This window comes from Leisingera sp. S2M4, from assembly GCF_055398055.1.
The window spans coordinates 784,333-800,964 of sequence record NZ_AP040861.1 but is presented as its reverse complement, the minus strand read 5'-3'; the positions used below and the strand labels follow the sequence as shown (position 1 = coordinate 800,964).

The window sequence follows — 16,632 nt, the reverse complement described above, 5'->3', positions numbered from 1 at the left end:
CATGGGACTACGGGCGGCAACACGGGCAGAAGCATGAGCGGGCAGGAGTTCTTTCAGGCAGGCGAGCGGGTCGGGGTGCTGACCACGCAACCCCTTGACCGGCTTCTGGATTACCGCGCGCCGGAGGGCGGCTGCTTTCTCGGCGCCTATGTCGAGGTGCCGTTGGGCCCGCGCAAGGTGCTGGGCGTGGTCTGGGGTCCGGGGGCGGGCGATTTCGATTCGGCCAAGCTGCGCTCGGTCATCCGGGTGCTGGACGTCGCCCCGATGCGTACCGAAATGCGCCAGTTCCTCGGCAAGGCCGCCGATTACACCCTGACCCCGATGCCCGCGATGCTGCGGCTGGCCACCCGCGCGCCGGGGCTCAGCGATCCCCCCTCGATGCGCAAGATCCTGCGCCGCGGCGAAGGCACGCCGGACCGGATGACCGACGCCCGCCGCCGCGTGCTGGAGGTGCTGGAGCAATACGGCGGCCTCGCCTTCACGCCCAGGGAACTGGCCGATATGGCGGATGTGACGCCGTCGGTGGTGAAGGGGCTGGTGAAACAGGGCGCCCTGCGCGAAGAGGAAGCGCCGCGCGACACCCCCTATCCGCATCTGGACCCGGAACTGCCCTCCAAGCAGCTGACCGAAGACCAGGCAAGGGCCGCCGCGGCACTGGCGGAAGGCGTCCGCAGCGGGCGCTATGGCACGACCCTGTTGAAGGGCGTCACCGGTTCAGGCAAGACCGAGGTCTACCTCGAGGCGGTGGCCGCCGCCCTGCGCGCCGGACGGCAGGCGCTGGTGCTGCTGCCGGAAATCGCGCTGACCGCGGAATTCCTGACCCGCGTCGAAGCCCGCTTCGGGGCAAAGCCGGCCGAATGGCACTCGGGCGCGACCATGACCGAACGCCGCCGGGTCTGGAAGATGGTCGGGCAGGGCGCGGCGCAGCTGGTGATCGGCGCCCGCTCGGCGCTGTTCCTGCCGTTCCGCGACCTCGGCCTGATCATCGTCGATGAGGAGCACGACACCTCTTACAAGCAGGAAGACGGGGTTCTCTACAACGCCCGCGACATGGCCGTGCTGCGGGCGGCCATGTGCTCGGCGCAGGTGGTTCTGGCCTCGGCGACACCCTCGCTGGAGACATGGGCCAACGCCGAGGCTGGCAAGTACCAGCGGCTGGACCTGACCTCGCGCTTCGGGGCCTCTGTGCTGCCCGAGATGCGGGCGGTCGACATGCGGTCCGAGGACTTGCTGCCCTCGACCTGGATTTCGCCAACCTTGAAGCAGGCAATGAAGCTGCGGCTGGAGCGGGGCGAGCAGTCGCTGCTGTTCCTGAACCGCCGCGGCTTTGCGCCGGTCACCATCTGCCGCGCTTGCGGGGCGCAGGTGGCTTGCGACCATTGCGACGCTCGCATGGTTGAACACCGCTTCATGAAGCGGCTGATGTGTCACCAGTGCGGCGAGACCAAGCCCGTGCCCGAGGTCTGCCCCTCCTGCGAGGTGGAAGGCAAGATGGCCCCCGTCGGCCCCGGTATCGAACGTCTGGCCGAAGAGGCGACCTCGCTGTTTCCCGAAGCGCGGATCGCGGTGCTGAGCTCGGATCTGTTCGGCTCTGCCCGCGCCTTGAAAACCCGGATCGAGGAGATCGCCAAGGGCGAGGCCGACATCATCCTTGGCACCCAGTTGGTTGCCAAGGGGCACAACTTCCCGATGCTGACACTGGTGGGGGTGATCGACGCGGACCTCGGGCTGCAAGGCTCTGACCTGCGCGCGGCGGAGCGCACCTTTCAGCTGATGCGGCAGGTGGCGGGGCGTGCGGGCCGCGCCGAACGGCCGGGCGAAGCCCTGATGCAGACCTTCCAGCCCGAACACCCGGTGATCCGCGCCATCCTGTCGGGGGATGAAGAGAGCTTCTGGAAGGCCGAGGCCGCCGAACGCCAGGCCGCGGGGGTCCCCCCCTTCGGACGGATGGCGGGAATCATCCTCTCCGGGTCGGATTTGGCGGCAGTGTTCGACCTTGGCAACGCGATGGCGCGTAATGACGGCCCCCTGCGCCAGATCGGTGCCCAGCTGTTCGGCCCGGCCCCGGCGCCCATCGCCCGCGTGCGCGGCCGCCACCGGGTGCGGCTGCTGGTCAAGGCCGCCAAGGGCGCGCCGCTGCAGGAGGCCATCGCCCGCTGGACCGCGCCTTTGCGCCTGAAGGGCGATCTCCGCCTCAGCATCGACATCGACCCACAGAGCTTTTTCTGACCTGAGCAGCCACGTCCCAGGGAGTGTCTGACACCGGCGCGACGCAGGCCTGTCTGGCCGAAATCCCGCCGGAGCCGGAGGCCGAGCCGCGCACCGAGCGTCCCTCCGCTCTCTGCGCGCTGGTGCAAAGCTGACTGTGCAGGCCCGTTTTCCCTCTCGCCAGCCCGGGCGAAGCCGCGTAAACCCTAGCTCATGTTCAGACCCATGCCCCTGTCCGAGGCCCAAGGCCTCCCGTTCTGGCGCCGTCCGGTGACCCTGTTGTTCCTGATGGCGCTGGCGATGCCGATTGCCTTCAACGCCTGGAGCGCGCTGCTCAACAACTTCGTGATCGAGGCGGCGCAGTTCGACGGCTCAGACATCGGTCTGCTGCACACGGTGCGCGAGATCCCCGGCTTTCTGGCGGTGGGGGTCATTGCCGTCATCCTGTTCGTGCGCGAGCAGGTCTTGGGGCTGATCTCGCTTGTGCTGCTGGGCGTGGCGACCGCGGTCACCGCTTGGTTCCCGTCGCTCGGCGGGATCCTGATGGTGACGCTGCTCAGCTCCATCGGCTTTCACTACTACGAGACGGTGAACCAGTCGCTGCAGCTGCAATGGCTGCCCAAGGACCGCGCGCCGCAGACGCTGGGCTGGCTGGTGGCGGCGGGCTCGGCGGCGACGCTGGTGGTCTATGGCCTCATCGTGCTGACCTGGGACCGCTTCGACCTGGCCTATAACACCGTTTTCCTCGCTGCAGGCGGGGTGACCGCGCTGATCGCTCTGTTCGCCTTGCTGGCCTATCCGCAATTCGACGCACCGCATCCACAGACCAAGAAGCTGATCCTGCGCAAGCGCTACTGGCTGTATTACGCGCTGCAGTTCATGGCCGGTGCGCGGCGGCAGATCTTCGTGGTCTTCGCTGGCTTCATGATGGTCGAGAAGTTCGGCTTTGATGTGCATGAGCTGACCGGTCTCTATCTGATCAACCTCGTGATCAACATGACCGTGGCACCGATGCTGGGCAAGGCGGTGGCGGTGTTCGGTGAGCGCCGCACGCTGATCGTGGAATATGCCGGGCTGGCCATCGTCTTTGCGGCCTATGGCGGCATCTACTGGTTCGGCTGGGGTGTGGTGATCGCGGCCGTGCTGTATGTCGTGGACCACGTGCTGTTTGCCCTGGCGCTGGCGCTCAAGACCTATTTCCAGAAGATCGCCGATCCCGGCGACATTGCCCCCACCGCGGCCGTGGCCTTTACCATCAACCATATCGCGGCGGTGTTCCTGCCGGTGCTCTTGGGGCTGCTCTGGGTCTATTCGCCGGGCATGGTCTTTGCCCTGGCGGCGGGCATGGCGCTGATCTCGCTGGCGCTGTCGCTCTTGATCCCGCGCCACCCGGAGCCGGGCAACGAGACGATTTTCAGCAAGTTCGCGCAGCCCGCGCCCGCGGAATGATCCCGCGCTCCGTGGCGGCGGCCAGGGGCTAATGCTTGACGCGGGCCGCGTTGCGGCCTAGGCGCTGGGCAACAGTTTCAGGAGCGCCGCCATGACCACTTTCACCGCCCTCACCACGCTGACCGCAAAAGCCCAGGCCGAGGCACTGGGCGAAGCCATGGAGCGGCTGAACCCGGAACCCACCGGCATCGGCGTGTTCGAGATGGAAGACGGCTCCGGCCTGTGGGAGGTTGGCGGCTATTTCACCGAGGCCCCGGACGAGGCGGGCCTGGCCCTGCTGGCCGCGATGCATGATGCCAAACCCTTTGTGGTTTCCGAGGTGCCCGAGACCGATTGGGTCGCCCATGTGCGCCGCGAGCTGGCGCCGGTCGAGGCCGGACGTTTCTTCGTCTACGGCAGTCACGACGCTGACAAGCTGCCCGAGGGGCGCATCCCCTTGCTGATCGAGGCGGCGATGGCGTTCGGCACCGGCCACCACGGCACCACGCTGGGCTGCCTGCTGGCGCTGGATTGCTTGCTGGACCAGGGGTTCGAGGCCAACAAGGTCGCGGACATCGGCTGCGGCACCGCGGTGCTCGCGATGGCGGCGGCGCGGGTCTGGGACGGCACCATCCTCGCCAGCGACATCGACGAGGTGGCGGTGGAAGTCGCCGAGGCCAACCTCAAGGCCAACGGCATGGCCGGGCAGGTGATCTGTCTCGAGGCGGCGGGTTTCGACCATCCCCAGCTGCAGGAGCAGGCGCCTTTTGACCTGATCTTTGCCAATATCCTGAAAGGCCCGTTGGTGGCGCTGTCGCCGGAACTGGCCGCGAATCTCCGCCCCGGCGGTTATGCAATCCTGTCCGGCATCCTCAACGAACAGGCCGATGACGTGGTCGCCGTTTATGCACAGAATGGCATCAATCTCACCCGGCGCGAGGAGATTGGTGAATGGACGACGTTGCTGTTGCAGAAGGCGGCCTGATTTCACGCGGCTTTTAGGTGAATTTTATCTAATTGCCGCAATTTTGCCCCATTCCGCTCCAAAGATCGTCCGCCTGTAGCAGGTGGACCTCCTGGAGGCTGGATATGGGCGAGCATCGCGATCAATTTCAGGCACGTTTGAAGCAGATCAACCGCAAGCACACGGCTCTGTCGTCGGGATGTGCCATCCGTATGCAGCCTGACGGCCTGCTGGTCGCAAAGCCGCTGCGGACGCCATCGCGCGGGCTGGGGCGCAAGGGTCTATACGTTCTGGCGGCGTTTCTGGTCTGCAAGGCATCCCTGATCTGCGCGTTGGGGGAGCAGAGCTACGACGCGCGGGTCGCGCGGCTGTCCCAGGGCAACGGCATAGAGCAATTCGGTGCCATGGTGATGCAACGGGATCCGGCCAGCATGGCCTTGGCTGGAGGCATCCGGCAGCTGCTCGGCTGACCAACCCATGTCGTGACAAAAAAATACGCCGCGGGCGCCTCAGCGCCGCGGCGTTTGTCGTGTTTGGACCTCAAGCGCGGCGGGTGCCGCGCGAGTGTCTCAGAAGATCGGTTTGCCGTGGGCCACGTCTTCGATGTCGCCGCGGCACAGCCCGATGTCGGACAGCTCGCGGTCGCTCAGCGCCGACAGGGCCTTGCGGGTTGCGCGGGCATCATTCCAGGCAACAAGAGCGCCGGTTGCAGCGGCAATCAGGCCGCCGATGCGCCCGAAAAGGCCGGTGGAACCATAAGCGGTGCGGGTGGTGTCAAATGCGGCCATGTCCTTGTCCTCTGATCTGCTGCTGCCGTCGGTCGCGTCTTGCGCGATGGCCGGCATCTAGTTGGGAAAAAACGCTCCGGCAAGTGATGGATTTGCATGTGTCCCATGCAAAAATCGCATGGCTTTGAGCCATAAAAACAAGGGATATGCGCCCGGTTGCTCGAAACGGCCGAGAATGTCGTTTTGCGCTATTTGAATGGTCGGTTTCAGACTGTTTTTCGCCCGGGCAGAGAACCGTGGGTTGTGCCGAAGAAATTGGACATGTTCGCGTTTTGTGCTATTGAGGTGAAAATAAATTGCAATGAGCGGGCAGGCAGCGGGCAGAAAATGCGGATATTGGGAATCGATCCGGGGCTGCGCACCCTTGGGTGGGGGGTCATCGAATCAAACGGTCCGCGGCTGTCCCATGTCGCCAACGGGCTGTGTCACTCGGATGGCGATGACCTCGGCGAGCGGCTGTTGTCGTTGCACAATCAGGTGACAGAGGTGATTGCCGCCTATGCGCCCGATCAGGCCGCGATCGAGCAGACCTTCGTCAACAAGGACGGCGCCGGCACGCTGAAGCTGGGCCAGGCCCGCGGCGTGGCTTTGTTGACGCTGGCCAAGGCGGGGCTGCCGGTGGGCGAATATGCCCCCAACCGGGTCAAGAAGACGGTGGTCGGCGTCGGCCATGCGGAGAAGGAACAGGTCATCCATATGGTCAAACTGCAGCTGCCCGGCTGCGCGCCCAAGGGGGCGGATGCCGCGGATGCGCTGGCGATCGCGATCTGTCACGCCTATTACGGTGGCACGGGACAGCGCCAGTTGAAGGAGAAACGCGCATGATCGGCAAGCTGACAGGGCGGTTGGAATACCGCGCGCAGGATCACGTGCTGATCGACGTGCGCGGCGTCGGCTACATCGTCTACTGCTCGGACCGCACCCTTGCGGCGCTGCCCGGCGTCGGAGAGGCGGTGGCGCTTTATACCGACATGGTGGTGCGCGAGGACCTGATGCAGCTCTACGGTTTCCCGTCGCTGGTCGAAAAGGAATGGCACCGGCTGCTGACTTCGGTGCAGGGGGTCGGGGCCAAGGTGTCGCTTGCGATCCTCGGCGCGCTTGGGCCGGATGGAGTCAGCCGCGCTATCGCGCTGGGGGATTGGGCGGCGGTGAAGGCGGCCAAGGGCGTCGGCCCCAAGACCGCGCAGCGCATCGTGCTCGATCTGAAGGACAAGGCCCCCGGCGTGATGGCGATGGGCGGCACCGTCGCTGACGCGATGGACGGACCGGCGCTGGAGGTGATCGAGGACGCAGAGCCAGCCGCCAAGCCATCCCGCAGGACCGCGCCCAAGAAACCTTCGGGTGCAGCGGCGGCCTCGGCCGGGGCGCTGTCGGCACTGGGCAATCTCGGCTATGGTCCCTCCGACGCCGCTGCCGCCGTGGCAGAGGCCGCCGCGGCCAGCCCGGAGGCTGACGAGCCGGAACTGATCCGCGCGGCGCTGCGCCTGCTGGCACCAAAGGGGTGATGAGGTGAGGCTTTCAGTTCAGTGTTCCGCCTGGCCGACCGGCCGGGCAGCGCCCGACCGCCCCGATGGGCGGGCGCTTCGCTTCCGCCCGCGGCCGGGCGCCGCCCTTCGTATCAGGGGAGTTGCCCATGATTGACGCCGATCCCGCCCTGCGCCCCGATCCGCTGCCCGAGGACAACGACCGCGCCCTGCGACCCCAGGGGTTGGGCGAATTCATCGGCCAGGCCGAAGCGCGCGCCAACCTGCGGGTCTTTATTGAATCCGCGCGCCGCCGCGGAGAGGCGATGGACCACACGCTATTCCACGGCCCTCCCGGCCTCGGCAAGACCACGCTGGCGCAGATCGTCGCGCGCGAGCTGGGCGTGAACTTCCGCATGACCTCCGGCCCGGTGCTGGCCAAGGCCGGCGATCTGGCCGCGATCCTCACCAACCTCGAAGCCCGCGACGTGCTGTTCATCGACGAGATCCACCGGCTGAACCCGGCGGTGGAGGAGGTGCTCTACCCGGCGATGGAGGATTTCGAGCTGGACCTCGTGATCGGCGAGGGTCCGGCCGCGCGCACCGTGCGGATCGAGCTGCAACCCTTCACGCTGGTGGGGGCCACCACCCGCATGGGCCTTTTGACCACGCCGCTGCGCGACCGTTTCGGCATTCCGACCCGGCTGCAGTTCTACACGATTGACGAGCTGTTCGAGATCGTCAGTCGCAACGCCCGCAAATTGGGCGCGCCTGCCGACGACGCCGGGGCCCGCGAAATCGCCCGCCGCGCAAGGGGCACGCCCCGGATTGCCGGTCGGCTGCTGCGACGGGTCGTGGACTTTGCGGTGGTCGAAGGTGACGGCACGATCACCCGCGAGTTGGCGGACGGCGCCCTGACGCGACTTGGGGTGGATCAGCTGGGGCTGGATGGGGCCGACCGGAGATACCTGAAGCTGATCGCCGAAAACTACGGCGGCGGCCCGGTGGGGATCGAGACAATTTCTGCCGCGCTCAGCGAAAGCCGCGACGCGCTGGAGGAAGTGATCGAACCTTATCTCTTGCAGCAGGGTCTGATCCAACGCACCCCGCGTGGCCGGATGCTGGCGCAAAAGGCCTGGACCCACCTGGGAATGAGCCCACCGCGCAGCCAGAACGACCTGTTCGGGTAAAACCGCCAAACACCACTATAAGTTGTGTCAGCGTTGCTGCCCCAATGTTTCGCGCGCGAAACAACAGGTCAGATGTCCTGACCATTGCTCCCTGTGCCTGGACCGCTCCGGCAGGCGCTCCCGCCCGGCGCCGGCGCATCACAGATGCGCCTGCGCCCGTTGGGCCGGGCGCCGCGCTGGTGCGCGGCGCGGCCTTCGGCCGACGTCTCGCTGCAAAGAGACGAAAGGGCACTCCGGTATTGGACCCCGCTCCATTTGGGGGATTGCTGCGCCGCGCCAGCGGCGCCCGGCCCAAGGCTGTTTCCGCCCCTCTGGTGGAGCCAGAGGGGCGGTCAGGCGCGGGAGCCCCCCCCTTGCCGTGGCGCGGCGCAGACGGCATAGACGGGGTAAGACCAAGGAGACGCCCATGACCCCCCAGTTGCCGAACCTGACGCCCGAGCAGATCGAAACCCTGTTCACCCGCAACGACGGCTCTTATGCCTTTGCCCGCTGGGGGCGGCCGGTTGCGCCAATCGTATTCGGCGTTCAGGACGAAACGCTGCGAACCATCAAGGGCGCGGTGGAGGCGGTGATGACGCTGGCAGGCCACCAGATGGCCGAGACCGACCCGGAACTGGGGTCGAACCTGATGTTCTTCTTCTTTCGCGATTGGGAAGAGCTGCTGGCGGTCCCGGATCTCGACCGGATGATCCCCGATCTCGCGCCGTTGGTGGACCGTCTCAAGGCAAGCGGTGCGAGCCAATACCGCGCTTTCCGTTTCGACGAACAGGGCGGCATCAAGGCGGCCTTTGTCTTCCTGCAGATGCAGGGCGCAATGGCGGAGTTGCCCGCGGAAACGCTTGCGCTGACCCAGGCGGTGCAGGTGGCGCTGCTGTGGGGCGACCGGGCATTCGCCGAGGCCTCGCCGCTGGCGGTGCTGCCAGAGACCGGCGCAACCATCCTGCGGCCCGAGATCGCGGGGGTGATCGCCGCCGCCTATGATCGGATGATGCCGGTGGCGGCGGAGGACAAATCCCATGCGCTGCGCCTGTTCGCGCGGCTGCAGGCGCCAGCCGAGCCGCCGCAAAGCTGATGCGCGCCTTTGTCGGCCTGCTGCTGCCCGATGCGGCCCTCGACGCGCTGGAGCGGGTGCAGGAGGGGCTGACCGCGGGGCGGCATGTCCCGGCAGAGAACATGCACCTGACACTGGCCTTTCTTGATGACCAGCCCGAGGCCCAGCTGCAGAGGCTGCACCAGGACCTGGCCGAGATCAGCGCGCCACCGGTGCGGCTGTCGTTCCACGGGCTGGACACGTTTGGCGGCAAGCTGCCGCGGGTGCTGGCGGCACAGGTGCAGAAGACGCCCGAGCTGACCCGGCTGCGTGACCGTGTTCGCACCGCCTGCCGATCGGCCGGGATCGATCTGACCCGCGAGCGCTTCCGCCCACATGTGACCCTCGGACGCTTTCCCCGGCACTTGGACGCGGGGCAGGTGGACAGGGTGGCGCGCTATTTGGCGGCGGCGTCGGGTTTCCAGTCCGAATGCGACGCGGAGCGCGTTGCGCTGTTCCAGTCCACCCTGGCCCCGCAAGGCGCGCGCTATGACATTCTGGCAGAGTATTCGCTGAGCGGTTGACCGGCTTGTGGGTGGCACGCCTCGCCACTAGTGTGCGCCGTAGCAGGCAGGAGAGCAGCGCATGATCCACCAATTCCCCGTCCGGGTCTATTACGAGGACACCGACATGGGCGGGATCGTCTATCACGCCAATTACCTGCGGTTCATCGAACGCGCGCGCAGCGACTGGGTGCGCGGCATCGGCGTCGATCAGAACGCCATGCGCGAGGCCGGGCTGATCTATGTGGTACGCCGGATCGAGGCCGACTATCTGGCGCCGGCAAAATTCGACGAGGAACTGCTGGTCACTACCCGCATGCACAAGGTAACTCCGGCGCGCATGACGCTGCAGCAGGAGGTCAGCCGCGCTGGTCAGCCGCTGTTCCGGGCCGAGGTCACCATCGTCTGCATTACCACCACCGGCAAGCCCGCCCGCCTGCCGGCAGAGATTCGCGCATTGATGTAACAATCGGCGCCGTCACGCCTGTTTCATTGGCCTTTCGATTTGTTCTGCGTTAGCGTTGCTGACAATAAAGGCCGGGCAAACGGCCAAGACATCATAGAGCAGGCGAAATGGAAGCAGAAACTCTGGCGCTGGCGCAGGAGATTGATTTCTCCATGTGGGGTCTTTTCGCGCGGGCCACCGTAACCGTAAAACTGGTGATGCTGATGCTGGTCGGGGCCTCGATCTGGTCCTGGGCCATTATCATCCAGAAGATGATCAACTATCGTCAGGCGCGCCGCGAGGCCGAGGCTTTTGATCAGGCCTTCTGGTCCGGCAATCCGCTGGACGAGCTGTTCGATCAGGTCGGCTCTGAACCACCGGGGCAGGCGGCGCGCATCTTTGCCGCGGGCATGACGGAATGGCGGCGCAGTCACCGCAGCGACGGGGCGTTGATTCCCGGTGCGCAGGCGCGCATCGACCGGTCGATGGATGTCGCGATCGCCAAGGAAACCGAAGGTCTGCAAAGCGGCCTGTCGGTGCTGGCCACCGTCGGCTCCACCGCGCCCTTCGTCGGGCTGTTCGGCACCGTCTGGGGCATCATGACCGCGTTCATCGAGATCGCCGAACAGCAGAACACCAACCTGGCCGTTGTGGCCCCGGGGATTGCCGAGGCGCTGATGGCCACCGGGCTCGGCCTGCTGGCGGCGATTCCGGCGGTGATCTTCTACAACAAGCTGAGCGCGGACAGTGACCGCATCATCGGTGGCTACGAGGCCTTTGCCGACGAGTTCGCCACCATCCTCAGCCGCCAGCTGGATTCCTGAGCCATGGGCGCCGCAGTTCAGCAACCTCAAGGGGGCGGCAATCGCCGCCGGGGGCGCCGCCGCGGCCGCGGTCGGCCGATGTCGGAGATCAACGTCACACCCTTCGTGGACGTGATGCTGGTGCTGCTGATCATCTTCATGGTGGCGGCGCCGCTGATGACAGTGGGCGTGCCGGTGCAGCTGCCCAAGACCGCCGCCGGCGCCCTGCCGGGCGACGAGGAAGAGCCGCTGACGGTGACCATGACCGCCGAGGGCGGCGTCGAGATCCAGACCACGCCGGTTGCGTTGGATCAGCTGGTGCCCAAGCTGCGCGCCATCGCGGCAGAGCGCAGCTCTGACCGGGTGTTCCTGCGCGCCGATGGGCGGATTGCCTATTCGGACGTGATGCAGGTGATGGGCGCGTTGAACGCGGGCGGCTTTTCGAACGTGGGGCTGGTAACGGATACCGGCGGCCCGGCGCTGGACGGCCAGCCGTCCGGGGGCGAAGGGCAGTAGGCGGGGACGCACAGGGTGCAGACCGGGACCAAAATTTCACTGGCGGGGCATGGGCTCCTGATGGGCTGGGTCGTCTTCGGCGCCTGGTTCCCGTCCGAGCCGTTGCCGTTTGAGGTTCAGCAGGTGTCACTGATCTCTGCCGAGCAATTCGAAAAGCTGAGCCAGCAGCGCCAGGCGCCCGAGCTGTCGTCCGAGCCTGCGCCGCTGGCCGAGCCGACGGAAGCGTCGCCCGCGCCGGACCTCGAGCCGCAATCGGATCCTGAGCCGCAGGTTTCCCAGCCCGAGCCGGTGCCGCCGGTCGCGCCCGATCCCGAGCTGACGACCCGCCCGGAGCCGCGCCCCGAGCCGGAACTGCCGCAGCAGATCCCGCCTGCCGAAACCGAGCCGGAGATCGCCGAAGTGCTGCCTCAGCCGCGCCCCGAGGCTGAACTGCGCCCGGTCGACCGGGTCGCCCCGACACCGGTTGCCCCGCCCGAGCCGGACGTGGCGGTCGATGAGGTCGAGCAGCCCGAGGTCGCCCCGGAGGAAGGGGCCGAAGCGCCGCAGGAGGTGCAGGAGGCCACCGCGCCCGAGGCTGCCAGTGATCGCATCGTGACCGAGGAAAACAAGGGCGAGGAGATCGCCGCCTCCGCCGCGCCGACGACCTCGGTGCGGCCCAGAAGCCGTCCCGAGCGTCCCGCGCCCAAACCCGAGCCTGAGCCGGAGGTGACCGAAACCGCCCAAGCGGCGAAGCCGCAGCAGCCTGCGGACCCGGCCCCGGCGGACACGTCATCCGCGGTTGAGGATGCCCTGGCCGAAGCGCTTGCGGGCGGCGGCGAGGTGCAGGCGCCGGAGCCGTCCGGCCCGCCGCTGACGCTGGGGGAAAAGGATGCGTTGCGGGTGGCGGTCTCGCAGTGCTGGAATGTCGGCTCGCTGTCGACGGAAGCGCTGAACACAACCGTGGTCGTCGGGGTCTCGCTGCAGGAAAGCGGCAAGCCGGACACCGGCTCCATTCGGATGCTGTCCAGCTCCGGCGGCTCCGCGTCGGCGGCGAAACAGGCGTATGAGGCAGCTCGGCGCGCGATTATCCGCTGTGGCAGCAGGGGGTTCAATCTTCCCCCTGAAAAATACGACCATTGGCGCGATATTGAGATGACATTCAATCCCGAAAGGATGCGGATCAAATGAGGAATTACCTGGCAGCCCTTCTGATCGGAGCCTCGGCACTGGCCGGGGCGGATGTGGCCGTGGCTCAGTCCGGGCCGCTCCGCATTGAAATCGACCAGGGCGTGATTGAACCCTTGCCCTATGCGGTGCCGGATTTCGTGCCTGAAACCCCTGCGGCGGCAGATTATGCGCGCCAGATCGCGCGGGTGATTGCCGCCGACCTGAGCGGCACCGGCCTGTTTCGAGAGGTGCCTGCCAGCGCCCATATCTCGACGGTGACGAACTTTGACAGCCCGGTGAAATACGCCGACTGGAAGGCGGTCAATGCGCAGGCCCTGATTACCGGCGCGGTCGGCATCAACGGCAATCGGCTGACCGTGCGTTTCCGCGGATATGACGTCTTCGCCGAAAGCGAGCTTGGCAGCGGGTTGCAGTTTACCGGCACCACCGATGGCTGGCGGCGCATGGCGCACAAAGTGGCCGATGCGATCTACAGCCGGATCACCGGTGAGAGTGGCTATTTCGACAGCCGGGTGGTCTATGTTTCCGAAAGTGGTCCCAAGAACGACCGTCGCAAGCGGCTGGCGATCATGGACTATGACGGGGCGAACGTGCAGTTCCTGACCAACAGCGCCTCACTGGTGCTGGCGCCGCGGTTCTCGCCCACCGGCGACCGGGTGCTTTATACCAGCTACGAAAGCGGCTTTCCGCAGATCCATGTGCTGGATGTTGGCCAGGTGCAACGCAAGGTCTTGTCCAGCGGTGATGGCACCATGAGCTTTGCCCCAAGGTTTGCGCCCGACGGGCGCACCATCGTCTACTCGCAGACGCAGGGGGGCAATACCGATCTCTACACCATGGATATCGACACCGGGGCGAAGACGCGGTTGACCTCCGCGCCGTCGATCGAGACCGCGCCGTCCTTCTCTCCCGATGGCCGCCAGATCGTGTTTGAAAGCGACCGCTCCGGCAGTCAGCAGCTCTACGTGATGCCCGCAGGCGGTGGCGAGGCGCGGCGGATCAGCTTCGGCAAGGGGCGCTATGGCACGCCGGTGTGGTCGCCGCGCGGCGACATGATCGCCTTCACCAAGCAGAACAAGGGCCGGTTTCACATTGGCGTGATGCGCACGGATGGCAGCGAGGAGCGACTGTTGACCGCGTCGTTCCTGGATGAAGGGCCGACCTGGGCTCCCAACGGGCGCGTCATCATGTTCACCCGTGAAAGCCAGGGCAGCACAGGCCGGGCGCTCTTGTACTCGGTGGATATCACCGGGCGCAACCTCAAGCCGGTGAAGACGCCCGACGGGGCCTCCGATCCGGCGTGGTCGCCGCTGCAACACTAACGGCAACAGGTGGCGACAGCCGCATGGAACCCGGATCGCGGTTGTGTTAGCGTCCGGACAAGAAACGCAAAGGGATAGGCGGACATCATGAGCGGTTTCAAATTGGCAATTGCGGCAGTGGCCGTACTGGGGTTGACGGCCTGTGGCAACACGCCCTGGAGCGATGACGTGAATGGCGGTGCCGGGGCTGGCGCCGGTGGCGCAGGTATCGGCGTGGGCGCATTGGATCCGGCCAGCCCGGCCTATTTCCGGGAAACGATCGGCGACCGTGTGTTGTTTGCCAATGACCAGTCCAGCCTGTCACCCGCAGCCCAGGCAACCCTGCAGGGCCAGGCGCGCTGGCTGACCCAGAATCCGGATTACGTGGTTACGATCGAAGGCCACGCCGACGAGAAGGGCACCCGCGAATACAACCTCGCACTGGGCGCGCGCCGGGCCAATGCGGCGCGTGAATACCTGATTTCGCAAGGGATTGCCGGTAGCCGCATCAAGGTGGTCAGCTACGGCAAGGAACGGCCGCTGGAAATCTGCTCGGAAGAGAGCTGCTATGCCAAGAACCGCCGCGCCGTGACCGTGCTGGCCGGTGGCCTGGTGGGGTAAGGTGATGAGACGCCTCCGCACCGCGCTTCTGGCTGTCGTCGTGGCGCTGCCGCTGCCCCTGGGCGCGCAGAATCAACAGACCCTGGCGGACATCCGCCAGGAGCTGACGGTGCTGCACGTGGAAATCCAGCGCCTGAAGCGGGAGTTGTCGACGACGGGATCCCCGTTGGTCGATACCTCGGGCAGCACGGTTCTCGACCGTGTCGGGGCCATCGAGAGCGAGCTGCAGCGGCTGACGCTACAGACCGAGAACCTCGAGAATCGGATCAACCGGATCGTCACCGACGGCACCAACCGGATCGGGGACCTCGAATTCCGCCTGGTGGAGCTGGAAGGCGGCGATGTCGGGGCTCTGGGTGAGACAACGACCCTGGGCGGTGGCGAGCTGCCCGCCGGGGTGGGAGACCTGTCTCCTGTCGAGACCGGGGACGCGGCTGACACGGCCACGGGTGAGCTGGCGGTTGGCGAGCAGGCGGACTTTGATGCCGCCGAGGCGCTGCTGGCGGAAGGCCAGTACCAGGACGCCGCGGAGAAATTCGCGGCCTTCAACCAGGCCTATCCGGGCAGCCCGCTGGCCGCGGCGGCTGATTTCAGCCGAGGCAAGGCGCTGGACGGTCTGGGCGACACGCGCGAGGCGGCGCGCGCCTATCTGGCCGCCTTCAGTGGCAATGCCACCGGGCCGGTGGCGCCAAAGGCCTTGTTCGAGCTGGGCGCGGCCCTGGGTCGGTTGGGGCAGACGGATCAGGCCTGCGTGACGCTGGCCGAGGTCGCCGTCCGCTTCCCCGGCACAGAGCCGGTGGCCGCTGCCCAGGCCGAGATGGACAAGCTGGGCTGTTCTTGACGGGACTGAGGCGGGATATCCAGGGGCTGTTGCGCCGTCAGTTCCCGCCAGAGCCACCTGCCAGACTGGGCATGGCCGTCTCGGGCGGCAGCGATTCGATGGCTTTGCTGCACCTGATGCAGGCCTGTTTCGCGCAGGAGCCGGTGGAACTGTTCGCCGCGACGATCGATCATCGCTTGCGACCGGAGTCCGCCGACGAAGCGGCCTTTGTTGGGCGCACCGCGGCCCGGATGGGCATTGCGCATGACACCATCGAATGGCGCGAAGGGCCGGGGCAGGGGAACCTGCAGAAGCAGGCGCGCGAGGCCCGCTATGAACTGCTGACCAGCTGGGCCAGACGCAAGGGGATCCCGGTGCTTTGTGTGGCGCATACGGCGGATGATCAGGCCGAGACGCTGCTGATGCGCATGGCGCGCGCCGCGGGGGTGTCCGGGCTGTCGGGCATGCCGCCCAGCCGTGTCCACAACGGGGTTACCCTGATGCGGCCGCTGCTGGAGGTGACGCGCAGCGAGCTGCGCCATTATCTGACCGAGGCGGGCCACGAGTGGTGTGAGGACCCGAGCAACAGCGATCTGCGTTACGAACGGGTGCGTGCCCGTCGCGCCCTGGCGGAGCTTGCGCCGCTGGGCTTGACGCCGACGGTGCTGTCCAAGGTTGCGCAGCATCTCGCCAAGGCGCGCGAGGCGCTCGACTGGTACGTGTTCCTGGCGGCGCGCGACATGGCGCATGTGCAGGCCGGTGCGGTGGTGCTGTGCCAGCGCAAGTTCCGAACGCTGCCCAGCGAAACGGGCTACCGCCTGCTGGTGAAGGCGATCCAGTGGGTTGCGGCCAGCGATTATCCGCCGCGGCGGGTGCCGATGGAGATCGCCGTGCTGGCGGCCCGGAACGGGGGCGCTGCGACGGTTTCGGGCTGCCATCTGCTGACCACCTCCAAGCAGATCTGGATCTGCCGAGAATACAACGCCTTGCGCGATCAGGTCGGGCTGCCGGGGCAGCTGTGGGACGGGCGCTGGACAGTCTTTGGCGGTGACGCGAAAGGCTGCGAGGTGCGCGCGCTGGGGCGCAAGGGGCTGGCGGGGAGCGCAGGCTGGCGCCTGCCCGGTGTGCCGCAACCGGTGCTGGAATCGACCCCGGCTCTGTGGCGCGGGAGCGATCTGGTTGCCGCACCTGCTGCCGGATTGGGCAACGGGTGGACGGCAGAACATGCCGGAAACGAAGAAGAGTTCTTCGCATCCCTTTTATCGCATTGAACCTGCCCGAATGATCCTTATTTTAAGGGCAACGCAGGCCACCGGTCAGGTGTG

At 66.6% G+C, this 16,632-nt stretch carries 18 protein-coding genes; 17 read left to right on the top strand and 1 reads right to left on the bottom strand.

Features of this window, described 5'->3' with window-relative positions:
- The first annotated feature begins 33 nt into the window (after positions 1-33).
- The 4 genes from ACZ52D_RS03915 to ACZ52D_RS03900 all read left to right on the top strand — a co-directional run bounded on the left by ACZ52D_RS03915 (position 34) and on the right by ACZ52D_RS03900 (position 5,070).
- Positions 34-2,229 (top strand): primosomal protein N', encoded by a 2,196-nt coding sequence (locus tag ACZ52D_RS03915; protein WP_417474307.1) that lies wholly within the window; start codon positions 34-36, stop codon positions 2,227-2,229.
- Between the two features lie 192 nt (positions 2,230-2,421).
- Positions 2,422-3,657, top strand: a complete 1,236-nt coding sequence (locus ACZ52D_RS03910; protein ID WP_464442598.1) for an MFS transporter — start codon at positions 2,422-2,424, stop codon at positions 3,655-3,657.
- A gap of 91 nt (positions 3,658-3,748) precedes the next feature.
- Positions 3,749-4,621 carry a 50S ribosomal protein L11 methyltransferase gene (locus ACZ52D_RS03905; protein ID WP_417474305.1) on the top strand — a complete coding sequence of 291 codons (873 nt, stop codon included), beginning with the start codon at positions 3,749-3,751 and terminating at the stop codon, positions 4,619-4,621.
- 104 nt (positions 4,622-4,725) lie between these two features.
- Positions 4,726-5,070: a hypothetical protein gene (locus ACZ52D_RS03900; protein ID WP_464442597.1), complete on the top strand. Its 345-nt coding sequence runs from the start codon at positions 4,726-4,728 to the stop codon at positions 5,068-5,070.
- Between the two features lie 99 nt (positions 5,071-5,169).
- On the opposite strand, the gene ACZ52D_RS03895 is transcribed toward ACZ52D_RS03900, so the two are convergent.
- The gene (locus ACZ52D_RS03895; RefSeq protein ID WP_369925976.1) at positions 5,170-5,388 is read right to left on the bottom strand and encodes a DUF1127 domain-containing protein; all 219 of its coding nucleotides are present in this window, start codon (positions 5,386-5,388) and stop codon (positions 5,170-5,172) included.
- A gap of 327 nt (positions 5,389-5,715) precedes the next feature.
- Between ACZ52D_RS03895 and ruvC the strand changes: the two genes are divergently transcribed.
- The 13 genes from ruvC to tilS all read left to right on the top strand — a co-directional run bounded on the left by ruvC (position 5,716) and on the right by tilS (position 16,578).
- Positions 5,716-6,213, top strand: coding sequence for a crossover junction endodeoxyribonuclease RuvC (ruvC, locus tag ACZ52D_RS03890; protein WP_222455354.1), 498 nt, complete (start codon positions 5,716-5,718; stop codon positions 6,211-6,213).
- On the top strand, positions 6,210-6,893 hold the full coding sequence (ruvA, locus tag ACZ52D_RS03885; protein ID WP_464442596.1) for a Holliday junction branch migration protein RuvA: 684 nt from the start codon (positions 6,210-6,212) through the stop codon (positions 6,891-6,893). The genes ruvC and ruvA overlap by 4 nt, the downstream gene beginning before the upstream one ends.
- A 128-nt stretch (positions 6,894-7,021) precedes the next feature.
- Positions 7,022-8,041: a Holliday junction branch migration DNA helicase RuvB gene (ruvB, locus tag ACZ52D_RS03880; protein WP_222455352.1), complete on the top strand. Its 1,020-nt coding sequence runs from the start codon at positions 7,022-7,024 to the stop codon at positions 8,039-8,041.
- Between the two features lie 406 nt (positions 8,042-8,447).
- Entirely contained in the window at positions 8,448-9,113 is a 666-nt protein-coding gene (locus ACZ52D_RS03875) for a hypothetical protein (protein ID WP_464442595.1), read from the top strand.
- A complete protein-coding gene (thpR, locus tag ACZ52D_RS03870) occupies positions 9,113-9,655 on the top strand; it encodes an RNA 2',3'-cyclic phosphodiesterase (RefSeq protein ID WP_464442594.1) in 543 nt (180 codons plus the stop codon). Before ACZ52D_RS03875 ends, thpR begins: the two co-directional genes overlap by 1 nt.
- A 61-nt stretch (positions 9,656-9,716) precedes the next feature.
- Positions 9,717-10,100, top strand: a complete 384-nt coding sequence (gene ybgC, locus ACZ52D_RS03865) for a tol-pal system-associated acyl-CoA thioesterase (RefSeq protein WP_464442593.1) — start codon at positions 9,717-9,719, stop codon at positions 10,098-10,100.
- A 107-nt stretch (positions 10,101-10,207) separates the two neighbouring features.
- Complete coding sequence (gene tolQ / locus ACZ52D_RS03860; RefSeq protein WP_222455348.1) at positions 10,208-10,903, top strand: protein TolQ; 696 nt, start codon at positions 10,208-10,210, stop codon at positions 10,901-10,903.
- 3 nt (positions 10,904-10,906) lie between these two features.
- Positions 10,907-11,398 carry an ExbD/TolR family protein gene (locus ACZ52D_RS03855; RefSeq protein WP_369925982.1) on the top strand — a complete coding sequence of 164 codons (492 nt, stop codon included), beginning with the start codon at positions 10,907-10,909 and terminating at the stop codon, positions 11,396-11,398.
- 15 nt (positions 11,399-11,413) lie between these two features.
- Entirely contained in the window at positions 11,414-12,565 is a 1,152-nt protein-coding gene (locus tag ACZ52D_RS03850) for an energy transducer TonB (RefSeq protein WP_464442592.1), read from the top strand.
- Positions 12,562-13,887 (top strand): Tol-Pal system beta propeller repeat protein TolB, encoded by a 1,326-nt coding sequence (tolB, locus tag ACZ52D_RS03845; protein ID WP_464442591.1) that lies wholly within the window; start codon positions 12,562-12,564, stop codon positions 13,885-13,887. Before ACZ52D_RS03850 ends, tolB begins: the two co-directional genes overlap by 4 nt.
- Positions 13,888-13,974: 87 nt before the next feature.
- Positions 13,975-14,487: a peptidoglycan-associated lipoprotein Pal gene (gene pal / locus ACZ52D_RS03840; protein ID WP_222455344.1), complete on the top strand. Its 513-nt coding sequence runs from the start codon at positions 13,975-13,977 to the stop codon at positions 14,485-14,487.
- 4 nt (positions 14,488-14,491) lie between these two features.
- A complete protein-coding gene (ybgF, locus tag ACZ52D_RS03835; RefSeq protein ID WP_222455343.1) occupies positions 14,492-15,328 on the top strand; it encodes a tol-pal system protein YbgF in 837 nt (278 codons plus the stop codon).
- Positions 15,325-16,578 carry a tRNA lysidine(34) synthetase TilS gene (gene tilS / locus ACZ52D_RS03830; RefSeq protein ID WP_222455342.1) on the top strand — a complete coding sequence of 418 codons (1,254 nt, stop codon included), beginning with the start codon at positions 15,325-15,327 and terminating at the stop codon, positions 16,576-16,578. Before ybgF ends, tilS begins: the two co-directional genes overlap by 4 nt.
- Positions 16,579-16,632 lie beyond the last annotated feature (54 nt).